This window comes from Paraburkholderia jirisanensis, from assembly GCF_054782355.1.
The window spans coordinates 420,723-434,389 of record NZ_BAAGSQ010000033.1; the positions used below are offsets into that span (position 1 = coordinate 420,723).

General features: G+C 62.2%; 11 protein-coding genes. 3 read left to right on the forward strand and 8 right to left on the reverse strand.

All coding sequences use genetic code 11. The annotated features are described in order from the left end of the window. The first annotated feature begins 170 nt into the window (after positions 1-170). Together ACYVNQ_RS33870 and ACYVNQ_RS33875 are read left to right on the forward strand one after the other, a co-directional pair. Complete coding sequence (locus ACYVNQ_RS33870) at positions 171-413, forward strand: helix-turn-helix domain-containing protein (protein ID WP_460911203.1); 243 nt, start codon at positions 171-173, stop codon at positions 411-413. A 235-nt stretch (positions 414-648) separates the two neighbouring features. Beyond that, positions 649-1,164: an LEA/WHy family protein gene (locus ACYVNQ_RS33875; protein ID WP_460909349.1), complete on the forward strand. Its 516-nt coding sequence runs from the start codon at positions 649-651 to the stop codon at positions 1,162-1,164. A 102-nt stretch (positions 1,165-1,266) separates the two neighbouring features. On the opposite strand, the gene ACYVNQ_RS33880 is transcribed toward ACYVNQ_RS33875, so the two are convergent. The 4 genes from ACYVNQ_RS33880 to ACYVNQ_RS33895 all read right to left on the reverse strand — a co-directional run bounded on the left by ACYVNQ_RS33880 (position 1,267) and on the right by ACYVNQ_RS33895 (position 6,484). Next, positions 1,267-2,163, reverse strand: a complete 897-nt coding sequence (locus tag ACYVNQ_RS33880) for a DMT family transporter (protein WP_460909351.1) — start codon at positions 2,161-2,163, stop codon at positions 1,267-1,269. Between the two features lie 265 nt (positions 2,164-2,428). Continuing rightward, positions 2,429-3,607, reverse strand: a complete 1,179-nt coding sequence (locus ACYVNQ_RS33885) for an acetyl-CoA C-acyltransferase (protein WP_460909353.1) — start codon at positions 3,605-3,607, stop codon at positions 2,429-2,431. Between the two features lie 129 nt (positions 3,608-3,736). After that, positions 3,737-4,363: a bifunctional nicotinamidase/pyrazinamidase gene (gene pncA, locus ACYVNQ_RS33890; protein ID WP_460909355.1), complete on the reverse strand. Its 627-nt coding sequence runs from the start codon at positions 4,361-4,363 to the stop codon at positions 3,737-3,739. 36 nt (positions 4,364-4,399) lie between these two features. After that, positions 4,400-6,484: a 3-hydroxyacyl-CoA dehydrogenase NAD-binding domain-containing protein gene (locus ACYVNQ_RS33895; RefSeq protein ID WP_460909357.1), complete on the reverse strand. Its 2,085-nt coding sequence runs from the start codon at positions 6,482-6,484 to the stop codon at positions 4,400-4,402. Positions 6,485-6,906: 422 nt separating this feature from the next. On the opposite strand from ACYVNQ_RS33895, the gene ACYVNQ_RS33900 reads away from it, so the two are divergent. After that, positions 6,907-7,836 carry an acyl-CoA desaturase gene (locus ACYVNQ_RS33900; protein ID WP_460909359.1) on the forward strand — a complete coding sequence of 310 codons (930 nt, stop codon included), beginning with the start codon at positions 6,907-6,909 and terminating at the stop codon, positions 7,834-7,836. Positions 7,837-7,894: 58 nt separating this feature from the next. Here the strand turns inward: ACYVNQ_RS33900 and bamA are convergent, their stop codons facing one another. From bamA to ACYVNQ_RS33920, 4 genes are all read right to left on the reverse strand, one after another. Further along, positions 7,895-10,213 carry an outer membrane protein assembly factor BamA gene (bamA, locus tag ACYVNQ_RS33905; protein WP_460909361.1) on the reverse strand — a complete coding sequence of 773 codons (2,319 nt, stop codon included), beginning with the start codon at positions 10,211-10,213 and terminating at the stop codon, positions 7,895-7,897. 154 nt (positions 10,214-10,367) lie between these two features. Then, complete coding sequence (locus ACYVNQ_RS33910) at positions 10,368-10,766, reverse strand: hypothetical protein (RefSeq protein ID WP_460909363.1); 399 nt, start codon at positions 10,764-10,766, stop codon at positions 10,368-10,370. A 221-nt stretch (positions 10,767-10,987) separates the two neighbouring features. Then, positions 10,988-12,442 carry an FAD-dependent monooxygenase gene (locus ACYVNQ_RS33915; RefSeq protein WP_460909365.1) on the reverse strand — a complete coding sequence of 485 codons (1,455 nt, stop codon included), beginning with the start codon at positions 12,440-12,442 and terminating at the stop codon, positions 10,988-10,990. A 187-nt stretch (positions 12,443-12,629) separates the two neighbouring features. After that, on the reverse strand, positions 12,630-13,505 hold the full coding sequence (locus ACYVNQ_RS33920) for a LysR substrate-binding domain-containing protein (protein WP_460909367.1): 876 nt from the start codon (positions 13,503-13,505) through the stop codon (positions 12,630-12,632). Positions 13,506-13,667 lie beyond the last annotated feature (162 nt).

The window sequence follows — 13,667 nt, forward strand, 5'->3', positions numbered from 1 at the left end:
TTTGGCGGGTCTGTAGCAACCGCTTGACGGGGCGTCGTGCGGGCGTCGAAGCAAGGCAGGGCTGCGCGAGGCCCACTTCAAGTCGCAGGATGCCCGACACGGTGTCGCGGCAGGCTTCGAGCGTCTGATTCAGAACGTATTCGGCGCCGCGAGGCGCCCTTGGCTTGTTCGTGCAGTTTCCACGTCACCGCAAGTTCGACGAACTGTGCATCGCCGAGACGCCTGACTTCGACGCGAAAGCCGTCGTAAGCATTCGCAAGGCGGCGAAGGTCAGTCAACCGGTGTTCGCGCGATATCTCAACACAAGTGTGTCAACAGTCCAAAAATGGGAAACGGGAGCCAAGCACCCGAGCGGCATGGCGGCGAAGCTGCTCCAGGTCGTACAGAAGTACGGACTGGAAGTACTCGCATAACGCCGAGTGAACCTGTCCGCATTCACCACGACCTTTTCGTTCTGTTCAGCACACACACCAGCCCAAAGGCTGCGCTTCTGGCATGGGAGCTGATAGCAGCATCTATGTCGTTCACGACGCGGAAGACATGTCCAGTACGTCCCCCGCCGCACACTCTCCCTCGCGCCGACCGCCCGAAGCCCCCACACACCAGTACAATGGCCTGCACATCCCCGCTCTCGTCGAGGTGTCGGCCATGTCTTCGGATCGCGCGCTAAAGCTGTTCCGCTTTTTTGTCGTCGTGTTCGCCGTGGCCGCCATCGTGGCCCCGCTTGGCGGCTGCGCCGGGTGGTTCAACCATGACGCGCTGCGCGTCAATGTCGCCGGTATCGATCCACTTCCCAGCGAAGGCATGGAAGTGCGCTTCAGCGTGAAACTGCGCATCCAGAATCCCAACGACACGCAAATCGACTTCAACGGTATCTCGATCGAGCTCGAGCTGAACGGCCAGTCGTTTGCGGCCGGCGTGACCGGCGAATCGGGTAGCGTGCCGCGCTTCGGCGAAACGGTTGTCAGTGTGCCGGTGACGGTGCCCGCGCTGTCCGCGCTGCGTCAGGTGTTTGCGTTCGCAGAACGCGCGCAGTCGGGGCAGATTCCGTACATCTTGCGCGGGCGCCTGTCGGGCGTCGGCATTAGCGGCAGTTCGCGTTTTATCGATCAGGGCACATTGTCGCTGCCGCTGGCATTGCCGCAGTTTGGTGTCGATTCCTGATGGTTGTCGCGGGTTGTGCGAGTTGTGCCGCTTGTCGCGAATTTTGCGGGCCAGCCAGTAAGCCCTGGTTCGCCGCGCGCAACCCGTTTGCAACATCGCCGCTTAAACGTGCGGCCCGTCTGCCTGCTTGCCGCGCAGCGCCACCGCAATCGAACTGCCGATCACCAGCGCAATACCCGCCAGCGACACCAGCCCGATCGTCTCGCCCCACGCGACATAACCAAACAGCGTCGCCCACACGATGCTCGTGTAGTTGTACGGCGCGAGCGCACTCGCATTCGCATCGCGATACGCCATCGTCATCAGCAACTGCCCGGTGCTCGCCAGCACGCCGACTGCCGCCAGCACCGCGAGCGCATCGAGCGTCGGCGTGCGCCACAGGAACGGCAGCGACAGGCCGCTCACCAGCGTGCCAAGCAGCGTGAAGTACAGCACCGCCGCGCTTGAATCGTCGCTCGGCTTGAAGCGCTTGATCTGGATGATCGACAGGGCGCCGAACACCGCGCTGAGGATCAGCAGCAGCGGGCCGAGCCAGTTCGCATGAGCGCCGGTCGGCCGCAGGATCAGCAGCACACCGGCGAAACCGACGGCCGCGGCCGCGGCGTCGCGGCCGCGCAAAGCCTCTTTCAGCAGGAGCGGCGCGAGCACGAGTACGATCAGCGTCTCCGAGTAGACGATCGCCACGGCCACGCTCAATTGCACATACGGCAAGCCGGCGAAGAACAGCGCGAGCGTGACGAGCAGCGTCAGCGCGCGCAGCGTTTGCGCGCGCAAGTCGAGCGTTTTGAGGCGCTCGCGTAGTGGCCGGCCGCGCACGCACATTGCGAAGGCCGGTGCGAGACCGAACAGCATGCGGAAGAACGTGACTTCGTTGGCCGGATAGCGCAGCGCCACCGATTTCGCGAGCGCATCGACCAGCGCGAAACAGAACATCGCGAGCAGGATCTGCACGATGCTGCGCGACGTCAAGGCATGCGAACGGGCGACAGGAACGGACACGGATAAGGATGCGGCGAAGCGCGCAAATGGGAGCGATAGATGATGCGTTAGCGCACGCGCAGCGTCAAGGAAGGCCCGGCGGCGTGGTGCCGTGGTGCCGTGGTGCCGTGGTGCCGTGGTGCCGTGGTGCCGTGGTGCCGTGGTGCCGTAGTGCCGTAGTGCCGTGGTGCCGTGGTGAGCGCGGCGCGGCCCAATGCGGCATCACGTTTCCCGTGCGAACGATGTGCGCGGAGCGCAGGCACCGCGGCGCGCCGCGCGCAGCCTATCAAACGATTTCGAACAGCCCCGCCGCGCCCTGCCCGCCGCCGATACACATCGTCACCACCACGTACTTCACGCCACGCCGCTTCCCTTCCAGCAGCGCATGCCCCGTCAGCCGCGCACCCGACACGCCGTACGGATGCCCCACCGCAATCGCGCCGCCATTTACATTGAGCCGCTCGTCGGGAATCCCCAGCTTGTCGCGGCAGTACAGCACCTGCACCGCGAAGGCTTCGTTCAGTTCCCACAAGCCGATGTCATCGACACCAAGGCCTGCTCGCTGCAGCAGCTTCGGCACGGCGAACACCGGCCCGATGCCCATTTCATCGGGTTCGCAACCGGCCACCGCAAAGCCGCGGAAAATACCGAGCGGTGTGAGCCCCTCGCGCTCGGCGAGCGTCGCATTCATCACTACGCAGGCCGACGCACCATCCGAAAACTGGCTCGCATTGCCTGCGGTAATCACGCCGCCCGGCAGCGCAGTGCGAATCTTCGAGACACCTTCGAGCGTCGTGTCCGCGCGAATGCCTTCGTCCGCGGCGAGCGTCACTTCTTTCGTATAGAGCCGCCCGCTCGCCTTGTCTGCCACGCCGGCAAGAACCGTGATAGGCACGATTTCATCGGCAAAGCGCCCAGCCTCCTGCGCCGCCGCTGCACGCAACTGCGAGCGCACGCCATACTCGTCCTGACGATCCTTCGAAATCGAATAACGCTTCGCGACGGTCTCAGCAGTCTGCAGCATCGGCCAGTAAATCTCCGGCTTATGCTGCTCCAGCCAGTTCTCGCGCAGCATGTGCACGTTCATCTCGTTCTGCACGCACGAAATCGATTCGACACCGCCCGCGACGTACACGTCGCCCTCACCCGCGATCACGCGCTGCGCGGCGAGCGCGATGGTCTGCAAGCCTGACGAGCAGAAGCGGTTCACCGTCATGCCCGGCACGCTGACCGGCAGCCCGGCGCGCAAGCCGATCTGGCGCGCGATGTTCGAGCCAGTGGCGCCCTCCGGGTTCGCGCAGCCGATGATCACATCGTCGACGCGCGCCGGATCGAGCCGCGCACGCTGCACCGCGGCCTCGACCACGTGGCCGCCGAGCGTCGCGCCGTGCGTCATGTTGAATGCTCCGCGCCACGATTTGGCCAGGCCCGTGCGGGCCGTCGAGACGATTACGGCATCGGTCATTGAAGTCTCCTTGTGTTCGGGTTGCCTGCAATTGCCTGCGGTTGCCTGCCCATTGCTCCACGACGGTTGCGGGCGCAACCATGCGCTTCGATGCAGCACCAGCACGCACGGCAGCGCGTGCCAATCCGTTCAGCGCAGCAGTTCGTCGGCGCGCGCGCGCCGGATGCCCGCCGCGTCCATCTCGCGCCATGCCGCAGCGAGCGAGCCGTTCAGATCGATTGCGCGCGTCGCGTCTTCGATCACCGTCACGTCGAAACCGGCCGCGCGCGCATCGAGCGCGCTCCATCCGACGCAATAATCGGTTGCAAGGCCGCAGCACCAGACGTGCTTGACACCGGTATCGCGCAGATAGCCGGTGAGACCCGTCGGCGTCGTGCGGTCCGCTTCGAGAAACGCCGAGTAACTGTCCACGTGCTCATGGTGCCCCTTGCGGATCACCGCGCGCGCATGCGCAATATCGAGCTCGCGATGCAACGCCGCGCCGGGCGTGTCCTGCACGCAGTGCACCGGCCACAGCACCTGTTCGCCGTACGGCAGCGTGATGAACTCGAACGGCTGGCGGCCCGCGTGATTCGCAGCAAACGACACATGCGAACGCGGATGCCAGTCTTGCGTCAGCACCACATGGCTGAACCGGCGCGCGAGTCGATTGACGAGCGGCACCACTTCGTCGCCGTGCGCCACCGCGAGCGCGCCGCCCGGCATGAAATCGTTCTGCAGGTCGATGACCAGCAGCACATCGTCGGCATTTCTCATCGCCGCTCCCGGATAAACATGCGCGCTACGGCGCGGCTAATGATTGAAGCGCCGCCCTTGCGCGGCGCGTTCGACGAGGCCCGGTGCAATCTCCCACGCATCGCCGTTGCGCGCCTGCGCATAACGGCGGATCGCGCGCTCGACGTTGAACAGCCCGACGGTATCCGCATACAGCATCGGGCCGCCGCGCCACAGCGGAAAACCGTAGCCGGTCAGATAGACCATATCAATGTCCGATGCTTTGGCGGCAATGCCTTCGTCGAGAATCTTCGCACCTTCGTTGACAAGCGCATACACGAGCCGCTCGACGATTTCTTCATCGGTGATCGTGCGCCGCTCGCTGCCCGCCTCGCGCAGATGCGCGGCAATCATGTCGGCCGTCACCTTCGACGGATAGGCGGTGCGGTCGCCCGGCTTGTAGTCGTACCAGCCGCCGCCGGTCTTCTGGCCAAAGCGACCCAGTTCGCACAGGCGGTCCGCAATCGTCGGATAGCGGAATTCCGGATGTTCCGCGCGGCGCCGTTTGCGGATCGCCCAGCCGATGTCGTTGCCGGCGAGGTCGCTCATACGGAACGGCCCCATCGCAAAGCCGAAGGCTTCGATCGCCTTGTCGATCTGCGCGGGCAGCGCACCTTCCTCGACCATGAACAGCGACTGACGAATGTACTGCTCGATCATCCGGTTGCCGATAAAGCCATCGCAGACGCCCGCGACTACCGCCGTCTTTTTGATCTTCTTCGCGAGCTTCATCACGGTGGCGAGCACGTCTTTCGCGGTGTGCGTGCCGCGCACCACTTCGAGCAGCTTCATCACGTTCGCCGGGCTGAAGAAGTGCAGGCCGACCACGTCCTGCGGCCGCTGCGTGAAGCCGGCGATGCGGTTCAGATCGAGCGTCGACGTGTTCGACGCGAGAATCGCGCCGGGTTTCGCGATGCCGTCGAGGCGGCGAAATACCTGCTCTTTTACGCCGATCTCTTCGAATACGGCTTCGACGATCAGATCGGCTTCACGCACATCGTCGTACGACAAACTCGGTTTGATCAGCGCGATACGTTCATCGACGGCTTGCGCAGTCAGCTTGCCTTTTTTGACACTCGTGTCGTAATTCTTGCGGATTGTCGCGAGGCCGCGGTCCAGCGCCTGCTGGCTGGTCTCGACCAGCGTGACGGGCAGCCCCGCGTTGATGAAGTTCATCGCGATGCCGCCACCCATCGTGCCCGCGCCGATCACGGCCACCTCGCGAATCTCCCGCAGCGGCGTATCGGCCGGCACGTCGGCGATCTTGCTGGCCGCACGTTCGCCGAAGAATGCGTGGCGCAGCGCACGGCTTTCCGGCGTTTGCACCAGCGCGACAAAACATTCGCGCTCGACGGCGAGACCGCGGTCGAAGCCCTTCAGTACGGCCGCCTCGATCGCATCGATGCATTTATGCGGTGCAGGGAAATGCTTCGCGACGGCCGCGACGCTGTTGCGCGCGAACTGCAGGAAACCGGCTGCATTCGGATGCTCGATGCTGCGCTCGCGCACCTTCGGGTGCGGGCCGGGCTGTGCCGCGACGCGATGCGCAAAAGCCAGCGCCGCGCGCATCAGGTCGCCATCCACGACTTCATCGAACAGGCCTGTGCCGGCCAGCTTGTCGGATAGCACCGGCGCGCCCGACACGATCATGTTCAGCGCGGCTTCGAGACCAATCGCGCGCGGCAGGCGCTGTGTACCGCCGGCACCCGGCAGCAGGCCGAGCTTCACTTCCGGCAGTGCGATCTGTGCGCCGCGTGCGGCAATCCGGTAATGCGCGCCGAGCGCGAGTTCGAGTCCGCCGCCCATCGCCACGCTGTGCACCGCTGCGATCACCGGCTTTGCGCTGCCTTCGAGCAGCTTGATCACCGTGCCGAGCGTCGGCTCCTGGGTCGCTTTCGGTGTGTTGAATTCGGTGATGTCCGCGCCGCCGCAGAACGCCGTGCCGGCGCCGGTCAGCACGATCGCGCGAAGCGCCGGATCGCTTTGGGCGCGCTCGAGCCCGGCGACGATGCCAGCGCGCGTGTCGAGCCCAAGGCCGTTGACCGGCGGATTGTTCAGCGTGATGACGGCGATGCCGTCATCAGTTGTGTAATCGACTGCCATCTGCGTGTCTCCCTGCGATGAGCCGCGCATTGCGCGCGCCTGGCCGGACTGCGATCGAACCACGTTCTAATGGGTTGTTATTGTCCGTCATTCGTTCGGTGAACACGCAGCATACACAGAAAAGAACGAGCGTTCAATTCAAGAGAGGCGCTACGGGCGTAGTCCACAGTATGCGCATCGGATCACGTTTTAAATTCCGGCGCGAAAAACTTGACATCAATACCTTGTTCTCTCGATGATCCGAGATCAATCGCGATCGCGTCGCCAAGGTCATGTCGGAATTGGCATTTTGTCCGTCGACCTCAGCGCGGAGTCGCCCAATAGCGTGAAAATTACAATGAGTTCAAAAGGGGAATTCGGGGTGAAGTTCGACCAAACCATCGCGGCAAAAATACAGTGCCTTGGCTCGAGGGCCTGACGTCATGAAAACGACCGGGATTCAGCAGGCCGAGAGTCTTTCCGTAGTCAGGTTTCGCATCTATCTGGTGCATATTGCGTCGCTGGCCGTGTTTATCGTGCCGTTCACGTGGCCGCTCCTTATTGCCGCGATCGTGAGTTTCTTTATCCGCGTGTTCTCGTGGGAAGCCGGCTCACATCGTTATTTCTCCCATCACGCTTTTCGGACTTCGCGCGTGTTCCAGTTCGTGCTTGCCGCGATGGCCGCAGCGGCCGCCCAGCGCGGGCCGATCTGGTGGGCGGCCAATCACCGCAAACACCATCGCCACTCCGATCAGCCCGGCGATCCGCACTCCCCGGTGCAGCGCGGCTCGATGTACGCGTATATGGGCTGGCTGATGGATCAGGACAACCTCAATACCGATCTCGATGCCGTAAAAGATCTCGCGCGTTTTCCGGAACTGGTGTGGATCAACAAATACCACTATCTGTTTCCGTATCTGCTGCTCGCGGGTATTTACGTGGTCGGTCAATACACCGCTTTATTGGGTCGAACGGGTTTGGGCATCAGTGCGGTGGTGTGGGTTTTCTTCCTGAGCACGCTGCTGTCGCTGCACTCGACCTTCGTGGTGAATACGTTTGCGCATGCCCGCAAGCCAAGCTGGTTGAATAACCGGCGTTTTGATACGCCCGATACCACCACCAATCTGACGTGGTTGATGTCGATCCCTACGATGGGCGCGTCGTTTCACAATAACCACCATCGCTATATGAACGCGGCCCGGGCTGGTTTTTATTGGTGGGAACTGGATTTGACGTATTACGTGCTGCGCGTGCTGGCGATGCTGGGCATTGTCTGGGATCTGCATCCGGTGCCGGCGAAGGTGCTCGAGGAAGGGGCGGCTGGAGGCGTGAGCGGAACGGTCGCGGAGACCGCTACGGATGAAGTGAAGTGAAGTGGTGAGGTTGATGGGCCGGGTTGGCCCATCACCGACTACCCCGGGAGACGGCTCATCAGAATGCCGTCCCGATCTGGAACTGGAACTTCTGATACTGATCCCCCGTATGCTTCTGCAGCGGGAAACCCAGGCTCAGCTTCAACGGCCCAATCGGCGAGATCCACGCAAGGCCCGCACCGTACCCGTACCGCAGGCCATTCGACCCGGTGGTCGTCCCGCCCTGCGCCGGATCACCCCACACGTTGCCGGCATCGAAGAACGTGAACACGCGCAATGTCCGGTCATACCCGGTGCCCGGCAACGGGAACGTCAACTCGATATTCCCCACCGCCATCCGCGAGCCGCCGATCGGGTCGCCGGTGCTCGCATCGCGCGGTCCGAGCGAGCTCGGCTCGTAGCCGCGCACCGATCCGATACCGCCCGCGAAGTAGTTCTTGAAGATCGGGAACGCCTGGCCGTCGAGCCCCTTGCCATAACCGCCCTGCAGGTTAAAGCCCAGCACGAAGCCGCGCGCAAACGAGTAGTAATACTGCGCCTGCGCATCGAACTTCACATACGTCGTGTTACCCGCCGGCGTGCCGTATTCGGCGTTCGTCTGCGTGAAGTAACCGCGGCTCGGCACGAGGGCGCTGTCGCGATTGTCGCGTGACCAGCCGACCGTAACGGGCACGTTGTTGACGACATGGCCGAACTCCTTCACATAGTCGAGGTACGCAGTCGGTGTCTGCCCATCGACGTCGAGCCGGTTCTGCTCGACACCCAGGCCGAAGAATACCGTGTCCGCTTCCGAAAACGGAATGCCGAACTTCGTATCCGCACCGACCGTGATAATGCGGAAGCTCGAATCGGTCGAGAAAATCAGCGGCTGCACGGTGCGGTAGTACGCGTCCGTAATGCGCTTGATGCCGTCCACCGTGAAGTACGGGTCGACCTGCGTGACCGTCAGCGTACGGAACGTTTTTGCGGTGTTCACGTTCACCGACAAGCTCGTCCCGGAGCCAAACACGTTGTCCTGCGAAACGCCCGCGGACAACACCACCTTGTCGGTCGACGAAAAGCCCGCGCCGAGCGTGATCGCGCCAGTCGGCTTTTCGGTCACGTCGACGTTCACATCCACCTGGTCGTCGGTGCCTTCGACCGGCACCGTCGTCACATCGACGTTCGTGAAATAGCCGAGACGGTTCACGCGGTCTTTGGACAACGCAAGACGGCTCGAATCGAACCACGAACTTTCCAGCTGCCGCATTTCACGGCGCACCACTTCATCGCGTGTGCGCACGTTCCCGGTTACGTTGACCCGCCGCACATAGACGCGCCGGCTCGGGTCGACCTGCAGCGTCAGGTCCACCTTGTGCGTCAGCTGATCGATCTGCGGCACCGCGTTGACGCTGGCAAACGCATAGCCGTATTCGCCGAGCTTGTCGACGATCGCCTTGGTGGTGGCCTGCAGCTTTGCCGCCGAGAAGCGGTCGCCGGCTTTCACGGTAACCAGCTTCTGCAACTCGGGCTGCCGGTCGAGCAGATTGCCGGACAGCTTGATGCTCGAGATCGTGTACGGTTCGCCTTCGTGCAGCGTGACCGTCAGGTACATATCCTTCTTGTCCGGCGTGATCGACACCTGGGTCGACTCGATGTTGAATTCGAGGTAGCCGCGATCCAGATAGTACGAGCGAATATGTTCGAGGTCGCCGGTCAGCTTCTCTTTCGCGTACAGGTCGTCCTTCGTGTACCAGGAGAACCAGCTCGGCGTCGACAGCTGCATCTCGTCGCGCAGCGTACTGGTGCTGAACGTCTTGTTGCCGATGAAGTTGATCTGCCTGATCTTCGCGCTCGGCCCTTCGATCACCGAAAAAAGCAGACCGACGCGATTGCGGTCGATCGGCGAGATCGTGGTCGACACTTCGGCTGCGTAGAAACCACGCGTCAGATACTGGCGTTTCAACTCCTGCTCGGCACGATCGACCAGTGCCTTGTCGTAATAGCGGCCCAGCGACAGGCCGACCGCGTTCAGCGCCTTCAGCAGATTGTCTTTCTCGAACTCGTGGATGCCGGCGAAATCGATCGTGCCGATGGCGGGCCGCTCGGCCACGGTCACGATCACTACGTCGCCTTCGGCCGAGACTTTCACGTCGTTGAAAAAGCCGGTCGCGTATAGCGCGCGAATCGCGTCGGAGGCCTTGTCGTCGCTAAAGGTGTCGCCTTTCTTGATCGGCAGGTACGAGAACACCGTGCCGGGTTCGACGCGTTGCAGGCCATCGATGCGAATGTCGCGAACCACGAATGAATCGGCAGCGTGCGCCGATAGTGCCGCTACGCTCAAGCTAACCCACGTGAATGACTGCGCGCAGCGCGATAGTAGTATTCGTGACTTCATGCAGGGTAAGCGTAAAGAAATCCGGTCGGACGTGATAATCGTGGCCGCATCGCATGATCACGACGGCAGTGTGCGTGCCAAAGCGAAGACGGGTGGCGCGCTGCAGTGGTCTGCTGCAGCGGTCTGTTACGGTGCTCTATTGCCTTTGTCGCATCTATTGCAGCCGCAATTTCGAACGATCGCCGCCTTTCGCGAGACCTGTGGCCAGCGCAAGCACCTCGGTCATATGCGCCGCCTGCGAGCGGTGCAACTGGAACGACAGCTCCGCGCCGCCGGGCAAGCGGAACGTAAAGATCAGGTAGGGCTTGCCGTCTGCGTCCTTGCCGAGCGCCCAGGCTTCGCAAGGCATCGCGAACTTGACGCTCTTCTTCTTGTGGCGAATGCGCTCGGACGAACCGATCGCGTTCGACAATGCCGCCAGTAGCTCGTGCATCACCGAACAATGCAATGCGATCCGGTCGGGCTGGTTGCTGTTCAGGATCAGGTATTGCCCGTCCTCGGTCAGCTCGAAGCCTTTGAAAGAATCGATCGCAACGGCGGAGGGCGGGACCATACATTCACTCCATGACGATGCAAGTCACGGAGCTTAGGCCAGATTGGGCCGCGCCAAGTTACCTTCGGGTTACTGCGTATTTCTTGCGGATGGCTGTTAGAAGCGCGAGCGTGCGCGTGGTCAATTTCAAGTTCATCGCAATCTGTACGCAATGCACGGCGCTTCGCATTACGGTTCGAAACCTGCCGCAAGGAAGCGCTTTTCTGGTGCTTATCTGGTGCTTATCTGGGCCTTGGGCGGACGTGCGATACGTAGCCGTCGGGTCGCACCAGCAGTGCGGCCAGATCCGGATAGAAATCGTCGCCGCCGTGTACGGAGTGGACGGTTCGGATCGTGCGCGGGTCATCGAGCGGAATCGTGTCGGATGTGAGCTGCAGACAGATCCAGTGTCCCTGCTTCAACAGGTCGCACGCGAATGTCACTGTCCCGTCCTGCAGCGTGACCGGCAAATCGCGAAGACGATGGCCGCTTACGCCGTCGACGTGTTTCCAGCCTTCAGGGGCGGTGTCGAGCGGGTCGGGGTAGTTCACACCGAAGCCTGTAATGTCCTGTGCGAGGCGCCGGTTGACGTCGGGGAATCGCAGCACTTCGTCGAGTACTTGCCGCAGCCGCAGCGTCGGCGGATCGAAGTGCGAGAACAGCGCGAGTTGCGCAAGCGTGTTGTCCTGGAACGCGGACGCTACGGCGAGACGCTCGCGCTCGTAGGTGTCGAGCAGGCTTTCGGGCGCAGTGCCGCGCACGACACTGGCAAGCTTCCAGCCGAGGTTCATCGCGTCTTGCAGACCTACGTTCAGGCCCTGCCCGCCCATCGGCGCCTGAATATGCGCCGCATCGCCCGCCAGCAGAATGCGGCCCTTGCGAAATTGCCGGGCAAGGCGAGTTTCGTCGGTGAAACGCGACAGCCACAACGGGTCGTGCGGCTGGAAATCGCGGCCGCCCACCCGCGCCATCGACGCGGCGAGTTCCGGCAGCAACAGCGGCTCGGCCGGGGATACGCTGCTGCGCGACGCGTCGAGCATGCCGACGCGATAATAAGCGCCGTCGCCACGCGGCAAGACGATCATCGCGCCGGCTTCGTTGGCTGTCAGCAGCGCGTTGTTGTCGGGTGGAGCATGCAACGCGACGTCGGCCACCATCATTGTGTTGCACGCCGGATAGCCGTCGAATGCGATATCCGCGCAACGACGCACGACGCTGCGCGCGCCGTCTGCGCCGACGGCATAGCGTGCGGAACATGTGAATGCGCCTGCTGTGCAGTGTCCTTCGACGCGTACTTCGTCTGCGTGTTGTGTGACCGATTCCACCTGATGGCCGCGACGTAGGTCCACACCGAGTTCTATCGCACGCTCTTCGAGCAGCCGTTCGGTGGTGGCTTGAGGCAGAAGCTGCGTGAAGGGATAGCGCGTTTCGAAGACTGTCAGGTCGAGCTGGGTGTTCAACGCGGCGTAGTGCATGCGCGGCATGCTGCGGCCGAGCGCGAGAAACCGGTCGGCGAGTCCGCGCGAGGCGAACATTTCGAGCGACCGGCCGTGTAGCGTCAGCGCGCGAGATTCGACGACCCGTTGCGGGCGCCGCTCGAATACGACCACTTTTGTTCCGGCGAGCGCAAGTTCGCAGGCCAGCCACAGCCCGACCGGACCACCGCCCAACACCGCTACTTCTGCTGCTTCGACCATGGGTCGCTCCTCCTGGAAGATGGCCTATTCGGGAAATGGCATTTCCAAAATAGGGAAAAAATTTTGCCCGACGATGGGGCATCCGGTGACAGATGGACGGAGAGGGAAAGAAAGGACGTCTCCTCACAGCGATAACGCGCGAGGTTTACGTTTATTCCCAGGTGGGACAACCGGCGGGTTTCGCAGCTTACAAGCTGAGGTTCGCTGTCGCATTCTCGATCACGACACGCTTGAGTTGTGCGAGCGCGGGTGGAATGTCCCGGTGTCCGGCGTGCAGACAGAGCTCGACCGACGGGAGTGGCGGAAGCCCCTCTTTCGCCCCGAGCCGTTTGAGTGACGAGGGGATTCCGGCCGACGTTCTCAACGTAATGCCGAGACCTGCTGCGACCCCTGACCAAAGGCTTTGAAGACTAGCCGTCGTATAGGCCAATCTCCACGAGATATTCGCGCTATCAAGCGCATCGATACCGGCGCGACGGAAGAAGCACGGTGAATTGTATAAAGCCAGATCCAACGGAAAACCAGAGCCCAGGTCGATTTCGATTTCAACGGGTCCGATCCATGTCATTGGCAACGTCGCAAGGTGTTCTGCGTCGGGGCGGCTTTCATAGCCCATCACGAGCACGAGATCGAGTTCGCCGCGGTCTAGCCGTTCGAGCAGCATGCCGTTTCGTTCGACAGCAACCTCTACGCGAACTGCAGGATGGGTCTTCTTGAATTGTCCGAGCGCAGATGGCAACCAGGTCTCGGCGAAATCCCCCGGCAGGCCAAAGCGCACCACACCTTCTACGGAAGCGCCGCGTACTGCCCGAACGGCTTCGTCGTTGAGATCGAGAATACGGCGCGCGTAGGAAAGGATCAGATCGCCGGATTCGGTCAATACCAGGCCTCGTCCTCGGCGGCGAAATAGAGGGTGGCCGACCTGTTCCTCCAGCTTGCGCATCTGCTGACTGACTGCCGATTGCGAGCGGCCTACCCGCTCCGCTGCGCGATTCAGACTGCCCAATTGCTGAGTCGTAAGGAGCGTCCGCAACGCGTCCATATCGAGGTTAGGCAGCGGCATGGTTCAGTTTTTCTGAAGAAATGACGTCGGATTATCGCATTCATTACACGCTCGTCTGGCTATTATCAGTGGCACGTTTGATCGCCGATGCGCATGCCACGGATGTCTCGATCAAGCCTTGAGACGAACCGTATTTAAACGAGGTCATGGAGAAATTCACGG